The 13,520-nt window shown below is 71.6% G+C and carries 9 protein-coding genes; 4 read left to right on the top strand and 5 right to left on the bottom strand.

Annotated features, from left to right (window positions below):
- Positions 1 to 40: 40 nt before the first annotated feature.
- The gene (locus ACZ7OH_RS13855; protein WP_470281131.1) at positions 41 to 610 is read left to right on the top strand and encodes a TIGR03086 family metal-binding protein; all 570 of its coding nucleotides are present in this window, start codon (positions 41 to 43) and stop codon (positions 608 to 610) included.
- Between the two features lies 1 nt (position 611).
- On the opposite strand, the gene ACZ7OH_RS13850 is transcribed toward ACZ7OH_RS13855, so the two are convergent.
- Positions 612 to 1,436, bottom strand: coding sequence for a (2Fe-2S)-binding protein (locus ACZ7OH_RS13850; protein ID WP_470281130.1), 825 nt, complete (start codon positions 1,434 to 1,436; stop codon positions 612 to 614).
- A gap of 368 nt (positions 1,437 to 1,804) precedes the next feature.
- On the opposite strand from ACZ7OH_RS13850, the gene ACZ7OH_RS13845 reads away from it, so the two are divergent.
- Positions 1,805 to 4,363: an ATP-dependent Clp protease ATP-binding subunit gene (locus tag ACZ7OH_RS13845; RefSeq protein ID WP_400896260.1), complete on the top strand. Its 2,559-nt coding sequence runs from the start codon at positions 1,805 to 1,807 to the stop codon at positions 4,361 to 4,363.
- 111 nt (positions 4,364 to 4,474) lie between these two features.
- Positions 4,475 to 6,184: an Hsp70 family protein gene (locus ACZ7OH_RS13840; protein ID WP_470281129.1), complete on the top strand. Its 1,710-nt coding sequence runs from the start codon at positions 4,475 to 4,477 to the stop codon at positions 6,182 to 6,184.
- A gap of 8 nt (positions 6,185 to 6,192) precedes the next feature.
- On the opposite strand, the gene pcp is transcribed toward ACZ7OH_RS13840, so the two are convergent.
- Together pcp and ACZ7OH_RS13830 are read right to left on the bottom strand one after the other, a co-directional pair.
- Positions 6,193 to 6,831: a pyroglutamyl-peptidase I gene (gene pcp, locus ACZ7OH_RS13835; protein ID WP_470281128.1), complete on the bottom strand. Its 639-nt coding sequence runs from the start codon at positions 6,829 to 6,831 to the stop codon at positions 6,193 to 6,195.
- Between the two features lie 64 nt (positions 6,832 to 6,895).
- Positions 6,896 to 8,329 carry a M1 family metallopeptidase gene (locus tag ACZ7OH_RS13830; protein WP_470281127.1) on the bottom strand — a complete coding sequence of 478 codons (1,434 nt, stop codon included), beginning with the start codon at positions 8,327 to 8,329 and terminating at the stop codon, positions 6,896 to 6,898.
- A gap of 147 nt (positions 8,330 to 8,476) precedes the next feature.
- On the opposite strand from ACZ7OH_RS13830, the gene ACZ7OH_RS13825 reads away from it, so the two are divergent.
- Positions 8,477 to 11,638, top strand: a complete 3,162-nt coding sequence (locus ACZ7OH_RS13825; protein ID WP_470281126.1) for an AfsR/SARP family transcriptional regulator — start codon at positions 8,477 to 8,479, stop codon at positions 11,636 to 11,638.
- Between the two features lie 72 nt (positions 11,639 to 11,710).
- On the opposite strand, the gene ACZ7OH_RS13820 is transcribed toward ACZ7OH_RS13825, so the two are convergent.
- Both ACZ7OH_RS13820 and ACZ7OH_RS13815 read right to left on the bottom strand, forming a co-directional pair.
- The gene (locus tag ACZ7OH_RS13820; RefSeq protein ID WP_470281125.1) at positions 11,711 to 12,517 is read right to left on the bottom strand and encodes an ABC transporter permease; all 807 of its coding nucleotides are present in this window, start codon (positions 12,515 to 12,517) and stop codon (positions 11,711 to 11,713) included.
- On the bottom strand, positions 12,514 to 13,491 hold the full coding sequence (locus tag ACZ7OH_RS13815) for an ATP-binding cassette domain-containing protein (RefSeq protein WP_470281124.1): 978 nt from the start codon (positions 13,489 to 13,491) through the stop codon (positions 12,514 to 12,516). The genes ACZ7OH_RS13820 and ACZ7OH_RS13815 overlap by 4 nt, the downstream gene beginning before the upstream one ends.
- Positions 13,492 to 13,520: the final 29 nt, after the last annotated feature.

Here is a 13,520-nt window from a genome sequence, read left to right as displayed (position 1 = left end):
CCTTCAAGACGGCCCCGCGGCGCCCGGATTGGATCGCGTCATGAACGCCTCGCTCGTCCGGCCCGCCGCGGCCGGGTTCCTCCGGGTCGCCCACGCGGTGACCGACCTGTCCGCCCCGACGCCGTGCGCGGGCTACGACGTCCGCGGGCTGCTCAACCACCTCTTGTACTGGGGGCCGTGGCTCCTCGCCGCGGGCCGCCGCGAGGAGCCGCCGGTGCCGGTTGCCGCCGAGGCGTCGGCGGGCCTGGTGACGGCGGACTGGCGGCCGGCGCTGGAGAAGCAGACGGAGACGCTGGTGGAGGTGTTCGGGGCACCGGCGGCCTGGGAGGGGACGACGGCGCTGGGGACGGCCTCGCTGCCGGCGGCGGTGGTCGGCGACATGGTGCTGGGCGAGTTCGTCCTGCACGGGTGGGACCTGGCCCGCGCGAGCGGGCAGGAGCCGCAGTGGGCGCCCGAAGCGGCGACGGCGGTGTACGAGTCCGCGGTGGCCATGGGCGACCAGGCGCGGGCGATGGGGGTGTACGGGGAGGCTGTGGCGGTGTTGGCGGGGGCTTCGCCGTTGGAGCGGGCTCTGGGCGCCTCGGGACGCGATCCGGCCTGGACCGCCTGACTCAGCGGGCGCAGGTGCGCGGGCAGCCGTCGCACTCGGACTCGGCCGGGAGCAAGTACGAAAAGCAGCAGCTCTCGCGGCGCCGGGTCCACTCGCGGTGGCCGTCCGGGCCCTCGTTCAAGCGCAACGTCGATGCCGCGGTCAACGGCGGGTACCGCGCGTCCAGGACCAGTGCCGCGTCGGCGACGCCCGCGCCCTCCGCCTCCGGGGTTCCGCCCTGGCGGCCCGCCCACCACAGCGAGTTCTCCAGCGCGTCCGTCGCCGCCGCCCAGAGCGTGCGGCGGCCCAGCTCGCTCACCGGGGCGTACGCCCGTACGAACGATGCCGCGTGGGCCAGGTAGCGGGCGCGCAGGACCGCCGCCAGCGCGCGCTCGTCGCGGACCACCGTCGCCTCCGGGCGGGCCGAGCCCGGGTCCGTCGGGAGGCAGTGGAACGCGTCACCCAGCACCGCCATGCCGTCCGGGTGGGGGCGGTCGTCCGCCAGCCGGAACGCCAGCTCCGCCGGCTTCAGCGATGGCACCCGCCGCTCGTGGTGCAGCAGCAGCGCCCCGATGTACGCGGGGACGTGCAGGTACCACGTCATCACCCAGCTGGCCGTCGTGCGGGCCGGGGTCGCGTCGTGCTCGCGCAGCAGCCAGTCGCCGAGGAGCGCGCGCCACTCGCCGAAGTACGCCGGCGTCTCCAGCAGCTCCGAACAGCGGATCCAGCCGGCCGGGACGTCGCGGCGCAGCTCGGTGCGTTCCTGCAGGCCGGAGACCCGCAGGAGCGACGACGCGAGGCCGTCGCCGATCTCGCGCGCGTCACGGAAGGACCGCTGCTGGCTCAATCGCGGCCCCCTCGGCACCGGAACGGATTAGGCGTGCCTAACCTTACAGGCTCGGCGGTGCTGCGCCAATCGGGTGGCGATCGAAACCGGTACTCCCAGCTTGCGGACTGTTCGCGGTGAGCGGACACCGCGCGAACGGCGGAATCCGCGTGGGGACTCGCACGTTGAGGTTGACGTAAAGGTGCAGGGCAACCTGAAGATGGGAGCACCCGGAAGGCCCCACGTCCGGGTGCGGAAAAGGCCACGAAGAGCCCCAGTGGTACGCCAGCGCGACGAGTTGGCTACTAGAGTGGTCTCACGGTGCTGAATCCATCGCGGTGAAAGCACGATGGAAACGGGCCGCCGGCGCAGCAGTCGAGGGAGTGCACATGTTTGAGAGGTTCACCGACCGCGCGAGGCGGGTGGTCGTCCTGGCTCAAGAAGAGGCCAGGATGCTCAACCACAACTACATCGGCACCGAGCACATCCTCCTGGGTCTGATCCACGAGGGTGAGGGTGTCGCCGCCAAGGCGCTGGAGTCGCTGGGCATCGCCCTGGAGGGCGTGCGCCAGCAGGTCGAAGAGATCATCGGCCAGGGCCAGCAGGCGCCGAGCGGGCACATCCCGTTCACGCCGCGGGCGAAGAAGGTGCTGGAGCTGTCGCTGCGCGAAGCGCTGCAGCTCGGCCACAACTACATCGGCACCGAGCACATCCTGCTGGGCCTGATCCGCGAGGGCGAAGGCGTCGCCGCGCAGGTCCTGGTCAAGCTCGGTGCGGACCTGAACCGCGTCCGCCAGCAGGTGCTCCAGCTGCTGTCCGGCTACCAGGGCAAGGAGTCCACCGAGACCGGTTCCGGCGGCCGTGGTGAAGGCACCCCGTCGTCGTCGCTGGTCCTGGACCAGTTCGGCCGCAACATGACCGTGCTGGCCCGCGAGGGCAAGCTCGACCCGGTCATCGGGCGCGGCAAGGAGATCGAGCGGGTCATGCAGGTGCTGTCCCGCCGGACCAAGAACAACCCGGTGCTCATCGGCGAGCCCGGCGTCGGCAAGACCGCCGTCGTCGAGGGCCTCGCGCAGAGCATCGTCAAGGGCGAGGTGCCCGAGACGCTCAAGGACAAGCAGCTCTACACGCTGGACCTGGGCTCCCTGGTCGCCGGCTCCCGCTACCGCGGTGACTTCGAAGAGCGCCTGAAGAAGGTGCTCAAGGAGATCAAGACCCGCGGCGACATCATCCTGTTCATCGACGAGCTGCACACGCTGGTCGGGGCGGGTGCCGCCGAGGGCGCGATCGACGCGGCTTCGATCCTGAAGCCGATGCTCGCCCGCGGTGAGCTGCAGACGATCGGCGCGACCACGCTCGAGGAGTACCGCAAGTACATCGAGAAGGACGCCGCCCTCGAGCGCCGGTTCCAGCCGATCCAGGTCGGCGAGCCGTCGCTGGAGCACACGATCGAGATCCTCAAGGGCCTGCGCGACCGGTACGAGGCGCACCACCGCGTCTCGATCACCGACTCGGCGCTGGTCGCCGCCGCGACCCTGGCGGACCGGTACATCAACGACCGGTTCCTCCCGGACAAGGCGATCGACCTGATCGACGAGGCCGGCGCCCGGATGCGCATCCGCCGGATGACCGCGCCGCCGGACCTGCGCGAGTTCGACGAGAAGATCGCGAACGTCCGCCGCGACAAGGAGTCCGCGATCGACGCGCAGGACTTCGAGCGGGCCGCCCGCCTGCGTGACGAGGAGAAGACCCTCCTCGGCCAGAAGGGCGAGCGGGAGAAGCAGTGGAAGGACGGCGACCTCGACGTCGTCGCCGAGGTCGACGACGAGCAGATCGCGGAGGTGCTGGCCAACTGGACCGGCATCCCGGTGTTCAAGCTGACCGAGGAGGAGACCACCCGGCTGCTGCGCATGGAGGACGAGCTCCACAAGCGCATCATCGGCCAGGAGGACGCGGTCAAGGCCGTCTCGCAGGCGATCCGCCGTACGCGTGCCGGTCTGAAGGACCCGAAGCGCCCGTCGGGCTCGTTCATCTTCGCCGGCCCGTCCGGTGTCGGTAAGACCGAGCTGTCGAAGGCGCTGGCCTCGTTCCTGTTCGGCGAGGACGACGCGCTCATCCAGATCGACATGGGCGAGTTCCACGACCGCTACACCGCTTCGCGGCTCTTCGGTGCCCCTCCGGGCTACGTCGGCTACGAAGAGGGCGGCCAGCTGACCGAGAAGGTGCGGCGCAAGCCGTTCTCGGTGGTGCTGTTCGACGAGATCGAGAAGGCGCACCAGGAGATCTACAACACGCTCCTGCAGGTGCTGGAGGACGGCCGCCTGACCGACGGTCAGGGCCGCACGGTCGACTTCAAGAACACGGTCCTCATCTTCACGTCCAACCTGGGCACGTCGGACATCTCGAAGTCCGTCTCGCTCGGGTTCGCCGGGTCCAACGACACCGGCACCCGGTACGAGAAGATGAAGCAGAAGGTCAACGAGGAAATGAAGAAGCATTTCCGCCCGGAGTTCCTGAACCGGATCGATGACATCATCGTGTTCCACCAGCTGACGCAGGAACAGATCATCATGATGGTCGACCTGATGATCGGCCGCGTCGAGACGCAGCTGCGCGCGAAGGACATGGAGCTCGAGCTGACGGCCAAGGCGAAGGCGCTGCTGGCCAAGCGCGGCTTCGACCCGGTGCTGGGTGCGCGGCCGCTGCGCCGCACGATCCAGCGCGAGATCGAGGACCAGCTGTCGGAGAAGATCCTCTTCGGCGAGGTCGAGCCCGGCCAGATCATCCTGGTCGACGTCGAGGGCTGGAGCGGCAACCCCGAGGACAAGGACGACCAGGCCCGGTTCACCTTCCGCGGTGAGCGCAAGCCGTCGTCGGTCCCGGACGCCCCGCCGGTCAGCATCGGCGCGGGCCACGAAGAGCAGGGCGGCGAAGCCGAAAGCGAGTGATCGGCTGAGCGGTACGTCAGGAGGGCGGTTCCCCGGAAGGGGAGCCGCCTTTCGGCTTTCCCGCTCCGGGCGCATGAGACGATGCCCGCGGGGCTTGGGAGGGGAACCGCTGTGGACGTGCTGTCGATCGACTTCGGGACTTCCAGCACCGTCGGGGTCCTCTCCGCCCTCGGGCGCGGTCCGCGGGCCATCGAAGTCGACGGGTCCGTCACCATGTCCTCCGCCGTCTTCGTCAACGATGACGGCCTCCTGATCGTCGGGCAGGATGCCGAACGGCGGGCGCGGCTCGATCCCAGCCGCTTCGAACCCAATCCCAAGCGGCGCATCGATGAAGGCACCCTGGACCTCGGCGGCACCACCGTCGAAATCACCGATGCCTTCGCCGCCGTCCTGCGGCGGATGGGTGAGGAAGCCGTGCGGCAGCTGGGCCACCCGCCGGGCGAGACGCGGATCTCGCACCCCGCCGGCTGGGGTGCCACCCGGCAGGACGTCGTCCGGACCGCCGCCGCCAAGGCCGGGCTCGGCGATGTGCGGCTGATCCCGGAACCCGTGGCGGCCGCCGCGCACTACGCCAGCATCGGTCACCGGTACTCCGGGCCCATCGGCGTCTACGACCTCGGTGCCGGCACCTTCGACTGCGCCGTCGTCGGGGCGACGCAGCAGGGCTTCGCCGTGCTCGCCGAGGACGGCCTGCCCGATCTCGGCAGCCTCGACATCGACCAGGCGCTGCTCGTCCACATCGGACGGTCGGTCTCGCACGCCGATCCCGCGCAGTGGCAACGGCTCCTCCGTCCGCAGTCCACCGCCGACCGCCGCACCCGGCGCGCGCTGCTGCAGGATGTCCGCGACGCCAAGGAAAGCCTCTCGCGGCACACCCAGACCCACGTGCCGATGCCCGAGCCGTTCGGGGACGTCCTGGTCAGCCGGGACGAGCTCGAAGCGCTCGTGCGGCCCAGCCTGCTCCGCAGCGCCGAACTGCTCGGCGCGACGATCCGCCGGGCCGGGCTGAGCCCCGCGCAGCTCGCCGGCGTCTACCTCGTCGGCGGCCCGAGCCGGATGCCGCTGCTGGCCACGCTGCTAGCGCGTCAGCTCGGCGTCACGCCGACCACGCAGGACCAGCCCGAGACGGCCGTCGCGTTCGGGCTGCACCACGTGCCGCTGGGCAACTCCGACCTCACCGTGCCCGCCTTCGCGCCGGTTCGCCCGCCCGTGGCGCCGCCGCGGCCCCAGCCGTGGCAGCAGCAACCCGCCCGGCCCGCGCCACCGCCGTCGGACCCGGCACCGCCGCCTCGCCGGAGGCGCAGACCGTGGTTCCTCGCGCTCGTCGTGCTGGTGGTCGCGGCGGTCGTGGGCACCGTCGTCGTGTTCGTCATCCGCGCCGGATCCGCGCAGGCCGCGCCGGACTGCACGTCGACGGCGCACCGCGACCGGGCCGGGTTCACCCCGTGCCTGCGCTCACTGGCCGGCTCGGTCCCGGACCGGGGCACCTGCCGGGAAAACGACCACATGGCCCAGCTGCTGCGTCTCCAGGCCACGGTCATGTGCGAGTTCGCGGGTGGCATCGTCGGCTACTACCAGGGCGTGACCCTCGAAGAGTTCGAGGTGAACGTGAACCTGCCGTCTCCCGACAGCGCCGTCGGCCGCGGCGCCTGGGACGGCGGCGGGCTGCACGGCCAGTACGTCGCCAGCGCCGGCAAGAAATTGTCGATGGTGGCCTTCGGCGTGGACGGGCAGCGGGCGGTCGCGTCCTACGTGCCGGACCACCCCAGCCACCTCGACGAGCTGATCGCCGCCTTCACCCGTGAGGTCAAGCCGGCCTGACCCGGTCGTCAGTGTTCCGCGCCCGCGCTGACCGCGATGTCCTCGACCGTGGCCGATGCCGTGTCCGCCAACGCTTCCAGCGCGGCCGCGATCCGGTCCACGCCCAGCGAAGGCGCGGCCTTCCCCGACGCCGCGACCTGCTCCGGGCTGAACGGGACGTGCACGAACCCGCCGCGCACCCCCGGGAACTCCGCCAGCAGGTGCATCAGCCCGTAGAAAACCTGGTTGCACACGTACGTCCCCGCCGTGTGGGACACCGACGCCGGCACGCCCGCCGCGCGGATCGACGCCACGCACGCCTTCACCGGCAGCGTCGTGAAGTACGCCGCCGGGCCGTCCGGGACCACCGGGACGTCCACCGGCTGCTCGCCCGCGTTGTCCGGGATGCGGGCGTCGACCAGGTTGATCGCGACGCGCTCCGGGGTCACCTCGAACCGGCCGCCCGCCTGCCCGACGCACACCACCAGCGACGGCCGGTGCTCGAGGAAAGCCGCGCGCAACGCGGGCAGCGACGCGGCGAACTCGCACGGCAGCTCGACCGCCGCGATGTCGTCCCGGCGCGCGCCGAGCAGTGAAACCGCTTGCCAGGACGGGTTCACCGGCTCGCCGCCGAACGGCGCGAACCCCGTCATCAGCACCCTGGCCATACCCACCTCCGAAACGCCGTGAAGGCCACCCTACGACCGCGGGGTGGCCTTCACGGACATCGGATCAAGCGGCGGGCTTCAGCCCACCGGGAAAGAGGTACTGGTCGGCCGGCTTGCCGGTGCCGTACACCCACGCGTCGAAGAACCCCTGCAGGTTCTTGTGCGCGACGAGCTCGGTGTACCGCTGGAACTCCTGCATGCTCGCGTTCCCGTCGCGGTGCAGCGACGGCCAGGTCTTCAGGACCCGGGAGAACGCCTGCTCACCGACGTAGTTGCGCAGCGCGTGCAGCATCATCGGGCCCTTGGAGTACACGTACGTGAACTCCTTGCCGGCGCCCATGTCGTACAGCTTGCCGTTCCAGAACGTCGTCGACGCCTTCTTGACGTCGTCCGCGTACTGCTTGTTCAGGTCGACGCCTTCCTTGCCCTCGTCCCAGAGCCACGTCGCGTAGGACGCGAAGCACTCGTTCAGGCAGACGTCCCGCCAGTGCGCCACGGCCACCGAGTCGCCGTACCACTGGTGGGCGTTCTCGTGGACGATCGTCGGGACCGTGCCGGCCCAGCCCGCGGAGTAGATCGGCCGGCTCATCGTCTCCAGCGAGAAGCCGATCTGCTCGTTGAGGAAGATGCCGCCCGCCGCGTCGATCGGGTACTTGCCGAACTTCGACTCGAGGAAGTCGAGGATCTCCGGCAGCCGCGCTTCGGCCTGCTTCGTCGAGTCGGGGACGCCGGGGGCGAACGCGCTGACGACCGGCGTCCCGTCCTTGCGCTTCTGCCGGTCGAAGGTCCACTTGTCGATCGCGACCGTCGTCATGTACGGCACGATCGGCGTTTCCTCGGCCCAGACGTGCGTGGTGCCGCCTGGCGCCTTGACCGACGGCTTCTCGCGGCCGTTGGCGATCACGCCCCACTCGTCGGGCACGGTGATCGCGAGGTGGAACGTGGCCTTGTCGAGCGGGGTGTCGTTGACCGGGTACCAGGTCGTCGCCGATTTCGGCTCGCCGGCGACGAACGCGCCGCCCGCCTGGGCGTACTGCCAGCCGTTGTTGCCGAGCGCCGGGTCGCTGATCGGCGCGGGCACGCCGTGGTAGCCGATCTCGACCCGGAAGTCCTGGCCCCGCCGCAGGCTCCGCGCCGGCGTGATGACGAGCTCGTGGTCGCCGGTCCGGGTGAACCGCGCGGTCCGCCCGTCGACCTTCACCGAGTCGACGGTCAGGCCGCGCAGGTCCAGGTTGAACGAGCTGAGCGACTGGGTCGCGCGCGCGGTGATGTCCTGGTCGCCGGTGAGCTGGTGCGACGCGGGGTCGTAGCCGACCTTGAGGTCGTAGTCGGCGACGTCGTAGCCGCCGTTGCCGTCCTGCGGGTAGTAGCTGTCCCCGGCGCCGTCGCTGCCGGGCTGCGCCGGACCCCAGCCGTCGCCCGCCGCGGCGACGCCGGTGCCCAAGCACAGGCTGGCGACCACGGCGGCCGCGACCACGGCCGGTTTCGTTCCCCTCATGAACGCTCCTGTCCCTATCGGATGGACCTCGTCCGCAACGTATCGCCACGATTGCATGGTTCGAAGGGGTAAGTCGCTTTTGTCCGGATAATCAGCACTTCCGTCGGCCCGCCCCGCTGCCCGGCCTTCGTCTGGAAAGCTGGACGCATGCGCGTTGCGCTGCTGGGGCCGCTGAGAGCGGTGAACGACGACGGCACGCCGATCGACATCGGCGGCGCTCGCCTCCGCATGCTCCTGGCCCGGCTCGCGCTGGACGCCGGGCGCGCCGTCCCGGCCGACGCGCTCGTCGACGGCCTCTGGGGTGGCGAACCGCCCGCCGACGCCGCCAACGCCCTGCAGTCGCTGGTTTCACGGCTGCGCAAAGCCTTGCCGGTGGCGGTCGAGTCCGGGCCCGGCGGCTACCGGCTCGCCGTGGCCCGCGAAGACGTCGACGCCGAGCGCTTCGAACGGCTCGCCGCCGACGGCCGCCGCGAGCTGGCCGCGGGCCGGAACGCCCACGCGGCCGAGCTGCTCGCCGAGGCCCTCGCGCTGTGGCAGGGCGGCGCGCTCGCCGACGTCCTCGACGCGCCGTTCGCGCCGGCCCCCGCCCGCCGGCTCACCGAGCTGCGCGCCGAGGCGGCCGAAGACCGCTTCGACGCCTTGATCCGGCTGGGCGAGCACGCCGGCGTCCTCGCCGACCTGGCCGCCGCGGCCGACGCCGATCCGCTGCGCGAACGGCTGGCCGGGCTGCGGATCCGCGCGCTCTGCGCGGCCGGGCGGCAGTCGGAGGCGCTGGGCGTCTACTCCGGCATCCGCCGCACGCTGGCCGACCAGCTCGGCGTCGACCCGTCGGCCGAGCTGCAGGAGATCCACCTGGCCGCGCTGCGCGGCGAGTTCGCGCCGCCGTCGCCGGTGACCGATCGGCTGCCGACCCGGCTCACCACGTTCATCGGCCGCGACGACGAGCTCAAGCTGCTGGCCGAGCTGCTCGGCAGCGCCCGGCTGGTCACCCTGACCGGGCCCGGCGGAGCGGGCAAGACGCGGCTGTCCACCGAAGCGGCGTCCCGGCACCCGGCGCACCAGCAGGGCCGGGTCTGGTTCGCCGCGCTGGCCGGCGTGCGCGACCCCGACGACCTCGGCGGCGCGCTGCTCGGCGCGCTGGAGATCCGGGACATCCGCAGCGCCGACACCGAGATCCGCCGGCCGCTGGAGCCGGTCGAGCAGGCCCTCGAGGTGCTCGGCGGCGCGGAAGCGCTGCTGGTGCTGGACAACTGCGAGCACGTCGTCGACGCCGCCGCCCGGCTGGCCGACGAGCTGCTGCAGCGGGCGCCGCGGCTGCGGATCCTGGCCACCAGCCGCGAGCCCCTCGCGATCACCGGGGAGGCCCTTTGCCCGCTCGGCCCGCTGCCGGTGCCCGCGGAGCGCGCCGCGCCCGCGGAGGCCGCCGAGCTCGACTCGACGCGGCTGTTCCTCGACCGCGCGGGCGCCGTCCGCCCCGACTTCGTGCTCGACGAGTCCACTGTGGACCACGTCGGCGAGATCTGCCGCCGGCTCGACGGGATGCCGCTCGCGCTGGAGCTGGCCGCGGCGCGGCTGCGGTCGATGACGGTGGCGCAGATCGCCGGGCGGCTCGGCGACCGGTTCCGGCTGCTCACCTCGGGCAGCCGCACGGCGCTGCCGCGGCAGCGGACGCTGCGCGCGGTCGTCGAGTGGAGCTGGGACCTGCTGACCGAGGCCGAGCTGGTGCTGGCCCGGCGGCTCGCGGTGTTCGCCGGCGGTGCCGAGCTGGAGCCGATCGAGGCCGTCTGCGCGGACGAGCGGCTGTCCGCCGCCGACGTTCCGTACGTCCTCGGCAGCCTGGTCGAGAAGTCCATTGTGGACACCGTGGACGGCGGCCGCGGCGAGCCGCGGTACCGGATGCTCGAGACGCTGCGCGAGTACGCCACCGAGCGGCTGGTCGAGTCGGGCGAGCACGACCGGACGCGCCGGACCATGGCGTCGTACTACGCCGACCTCGCGCAGGGGATGGAGCCGACGCTGCGCACGGCCGAGCAGCTGAAGGCGATCGACGCGTTCGAGGCCGAGAGCGACAACATGATCGCGGCCCTGCGCGGGGCGATCGAAATGTCCGATGTGGACAACGCGGTCGCCTTGCTGGACGGGATGTTCTGGTACCTCACCATCCTCGGCCAGGGCGGGCGGGTCGGCAGCCTGCTGCGCGAGACCCTCGAGTTCGGCGACCGGCTGCCGCCGGCGGTGTCGGCCGCCTACCACGCGCTGATCTACCTCATGGACGCGATCCCGGTGCGCTCGGACCAGGCCGAGATCCTGCGGCTGGTCGACGAGTGCGTGCGCACGAACGCCGTGGACCGCTACCCCGGGCTCGCGGTGGCGCTGCCGATGCTGGCCTTCCTCGGCGGCGACCGCGAGATCGCCGTGCGGGAAGTGCACCGGGCCGCGCGGCACCCCGACCCGTGGACGCGGGCCGGCGGCCACTGGGTCGAGAGCTTCCTGCTCGACGACGCGGGGGACGTCGAGGGCGCGGACCGGGCGCGCGACCTGGCCCACGCGGGGTTCGCGGAGGTCGGCGACCGCTGGGGCACCGCGATGACGTTGAGCTTCAAGGGTTACGCGCTGTCCCAGGACGGCGAAAGCGCGAAGGCCATCGAGATCTATCAGCAGGGCCTGGCGCTCTCGATGGAGCTGCGTTCGCACGACGACGCCGTGCAGCACTGGTGGCGGCTGGCCGTCGAGCGGGCTAGGACCGGGGACTTCGCCGGCGCGTGGCGCGACCAGGAAGCGGCGGAGCGCTACGGCGAAGGCATCACGAACCCGCAGCAGCGCGCCATTCTGATGTTCGGGCGCCTCGAGCTGCTCTTGCGCACCGGTGAGCTGGCCGAAGCGCGGACGGTGCTCGACCGCGTGGCCGCGCTGGGCGGCGACGACTGGTTCCCCGGCGGGATCGGCGACGAGTTCATCCACGCGTTCGAAGCCCGGATCCTGCTGGCCGAGGGCCGCGCGGACGAGGCCGAGTCCCACGTGGCCGTCGCGGTCCGCGCGACGAACCGCCGTGGTGACATGCCGGACCTGGCCGGGGCGGTGGAGCTGCTGGCGATGGTGCGCTTCGCGCAAGGCCGCCCCGAAACGGCCCTGCGGGTGCTGGCCGCCTCGGCGGTGGTCCGCGGGCGGATCGACCTCGGCAGCCCGGAGGTCCGGGGCCTCATCGACGACTTGCGCGCGGCCCTGCCGGACTACGACTCGCGCTACGAAGAGCTCCGCGCTGTGTCCAAAAAGGACACGATCGCGTGGCTCCTGGCCGAAATCGGCTGAAGGGGACGCTCGCCCCCGCGAACGTCCCCTTCAGCTCCCCCTGGCGCGGTTCACCCCCGTGTCGCGCGCCTTTCAGACCCGCCGGCGGTACGCCCAAGTGGCCAGCGGGAAGAACACGAGCACCGCGCCGGCCATCCAGGCCAGCGCCCCGGCCAGCGGGCCGGCGACCGCGCCGCCGTTCATCAGGCCGCGCAGCGCGTTCGCCATCAGGCTGACCGGGCTGATGTCGGCCCACGCCCGCAGCCAGCCCGGCATCGTCGACGTCTGGACGAACACGTTGCTGCCGAACGTGAGCGGCATGATGAAGACGAACATCAGCGCCTGCGCCGAACCCGGCGACTTCATCACCATGCCGACGAACACCGAGCTCCAGCAGAAGCAGAGCCCGAACGCCAGCGCGAGCAGGATCGCCACGGCGAACTCGCCGGGGCTGGTCGCGATCCGGTAGCCCATGAGCGTCGCGACGATCATCAGCACCGTCAGGCAGACCAGGTAGCGCACGACGTCGGCCAGCACCGCGCCGATCAGCGGTGCCGACCGGGCGATCGGCATGCTGCGGAACCGGTCGAAGACGCCCTTGGTGACGTCGGTGTTGAGGTTGGTCCCCACGGTGAGGCACGCCTGCAGGATGTTCATCACGATGATGCCCGGCACGACCATCTGCAGGTAGGCGTCGGTCGAACCGGACAGCGCGCCGCCGAAGAGGTACACGAAGATCACCAGGAAGATGATCGGCATCAGGGTGACGTCGGCGAGCTGCTCGGGGTTCTTGCGGATCTTCAGAATGCCGCGCCACGCGAGGGAAAGCGCGTGGCCGAAGCCCTTGGCGGGACTGATGTGCCGCGGCGGGGCCGGGCGGTCGAGCGCCAGCGTCGTCATGCCAGGCTCCCTTCGAGGGTCTTGTCCGCAATGGACTCTTCGGCGGTGTGCCCGGTGAGGGCGAGGAACACCTCGTCGAGGCTGGGCAGCCGCAGCGCCAGCTCGTCGGCGGTGATGCCGGCTTCGTCCAGCTTGCGGACCAAAGTGGACAGCAGGACGGGGTCGTTCACCGGTGCGGTGAGCAGTCCCGTCGCGTCGTCGCGGGTCGGCCGAACGCCGGACAGGTCGCCCAGGATCCGGTTGACGGCGTCCATGTCGGCCAGCTGGGTCGGCCGGACCTGCAGCGTCTGGCCGCCGACGCGGCGCTTGAGCTCGTCGGCGCGGCCGTCGGCGACGACGCGGCCGTGGTCGAACACGGTGATCTTGTCGGCCAGCTGGTCGGCCTCCTCCAGGTATTGCGTGGTCAGCAGCACCGTCGCGCCCTCGGCGACGAGGCCGCGGACGACGTCCCAGACCTCGTTGCGGGCGTGCGGGTCGAGGCCGGTCGTCGGCTCGTCGAGGTAGAGCACCTCGGGCCGGCCGACGAGGCTGGCGGCCAGGTCGATCCGCCGTCGCATGCCGCCGGAGTAGGTCCGGATCGGCCGCTTGGCCGCCTTGGTGAGCTCGAACCGCTCGAGCAGCTCGGTGGCGCGGGCTTTGGACTGGGCGCGGGAGTGGCCGTACAGCCGTCCGATGAGGACGAGGTTTTCGATGCCGTTGAGGTCCTCGTCGACCGACGCGTACTGCCCGGTGAGCCCGATCAGGCTGCGGACCCGCACCGGGTCGGTGACGACGTCGAAGCCGCCGACGGTGGCTCTGCCGGCGTCCGGTTTCATCAGGGTGGCCAGGATCCGGACGGCGGTCGTCTTGCCGGCGCCGTTCGGGCCGAGTACCCCGACGACCTGCCCGAACGGGACCTCGAGGTCCACCCCGTCCAGCGCCTTGGTGTCCCCGAAGTGTTTGACCAGGCCCTCGGCCTGGATCGCGTGCGACATGGGCGTCCTCCTTCGCTGTCGCGTTCTGA

It is taken from the genome of Amycolatopsis sp. NPDC114478 (assembly GCF_055633805.1).
Note: the sequence above shows the minus strand (reverse complement) of the source record. Positions and strands in the feature narration are given on the sequence as shown.

What these genes read in the sequence shown, in the direction of transcription:
- ACZ7OH_RS13855 (WP_470281131.1), top strand. Translation starts at nt 41, where the DNA reads ATGAACGCCTCGCTCGTCCGGCCCGCCGCGGCCGGGTTCCTCCGGGTC.
- ACZ7OH_RS13845 (WP_400896260.1), top strand. Translation starts at nt 1,805, where the DNA reads ATGTTTGAGAGGTTCACCGACCGCGCGAGGCGGGTGGTCGTCCTGGCT.
- pcp (WP_470281128.1), bottom strand. Translation starts at nt 6,831, where the DNA reads ATGGCCAGGGTGCTGATGACGGGGTTCGCGCCGTTCGGCGGCGAGCCG.
- ACZ7OH_RS13830 (WP_470281127.1), bottom strand. Translation starts at nt 8,329, where the DNA reads ATGAGGGGAACGAAACCGGCCGTGGTCGCGGCCGCCGTGGTCGCCAGC.
- ACZ7OH_RS13825 (WP_470281126.1), top strand. Translation starts at nt 8,477, where the DNA reads ATGCGCGTTGCGCTGCTGGGGCCGCTGAGAGCGGTGAACGACGACGGC.
- ACZ7OH_RS13820 (WP_470281125.1), bottom strand. Translation starts at nt 12,517, where the DNA reads ATGACGACGCTGGCGCTCGACCGCCCGGCCCCGCCGCGGCACATCAGT.
- ACZ7OH_RS13815 (WP_470281124.1), bottom strand. Translation starts at nt 13,491, where the DNA reads ATGTCGCACGCGATCCAGGCCGAGGGCCTGGTCAAACACTTCGGGGAC.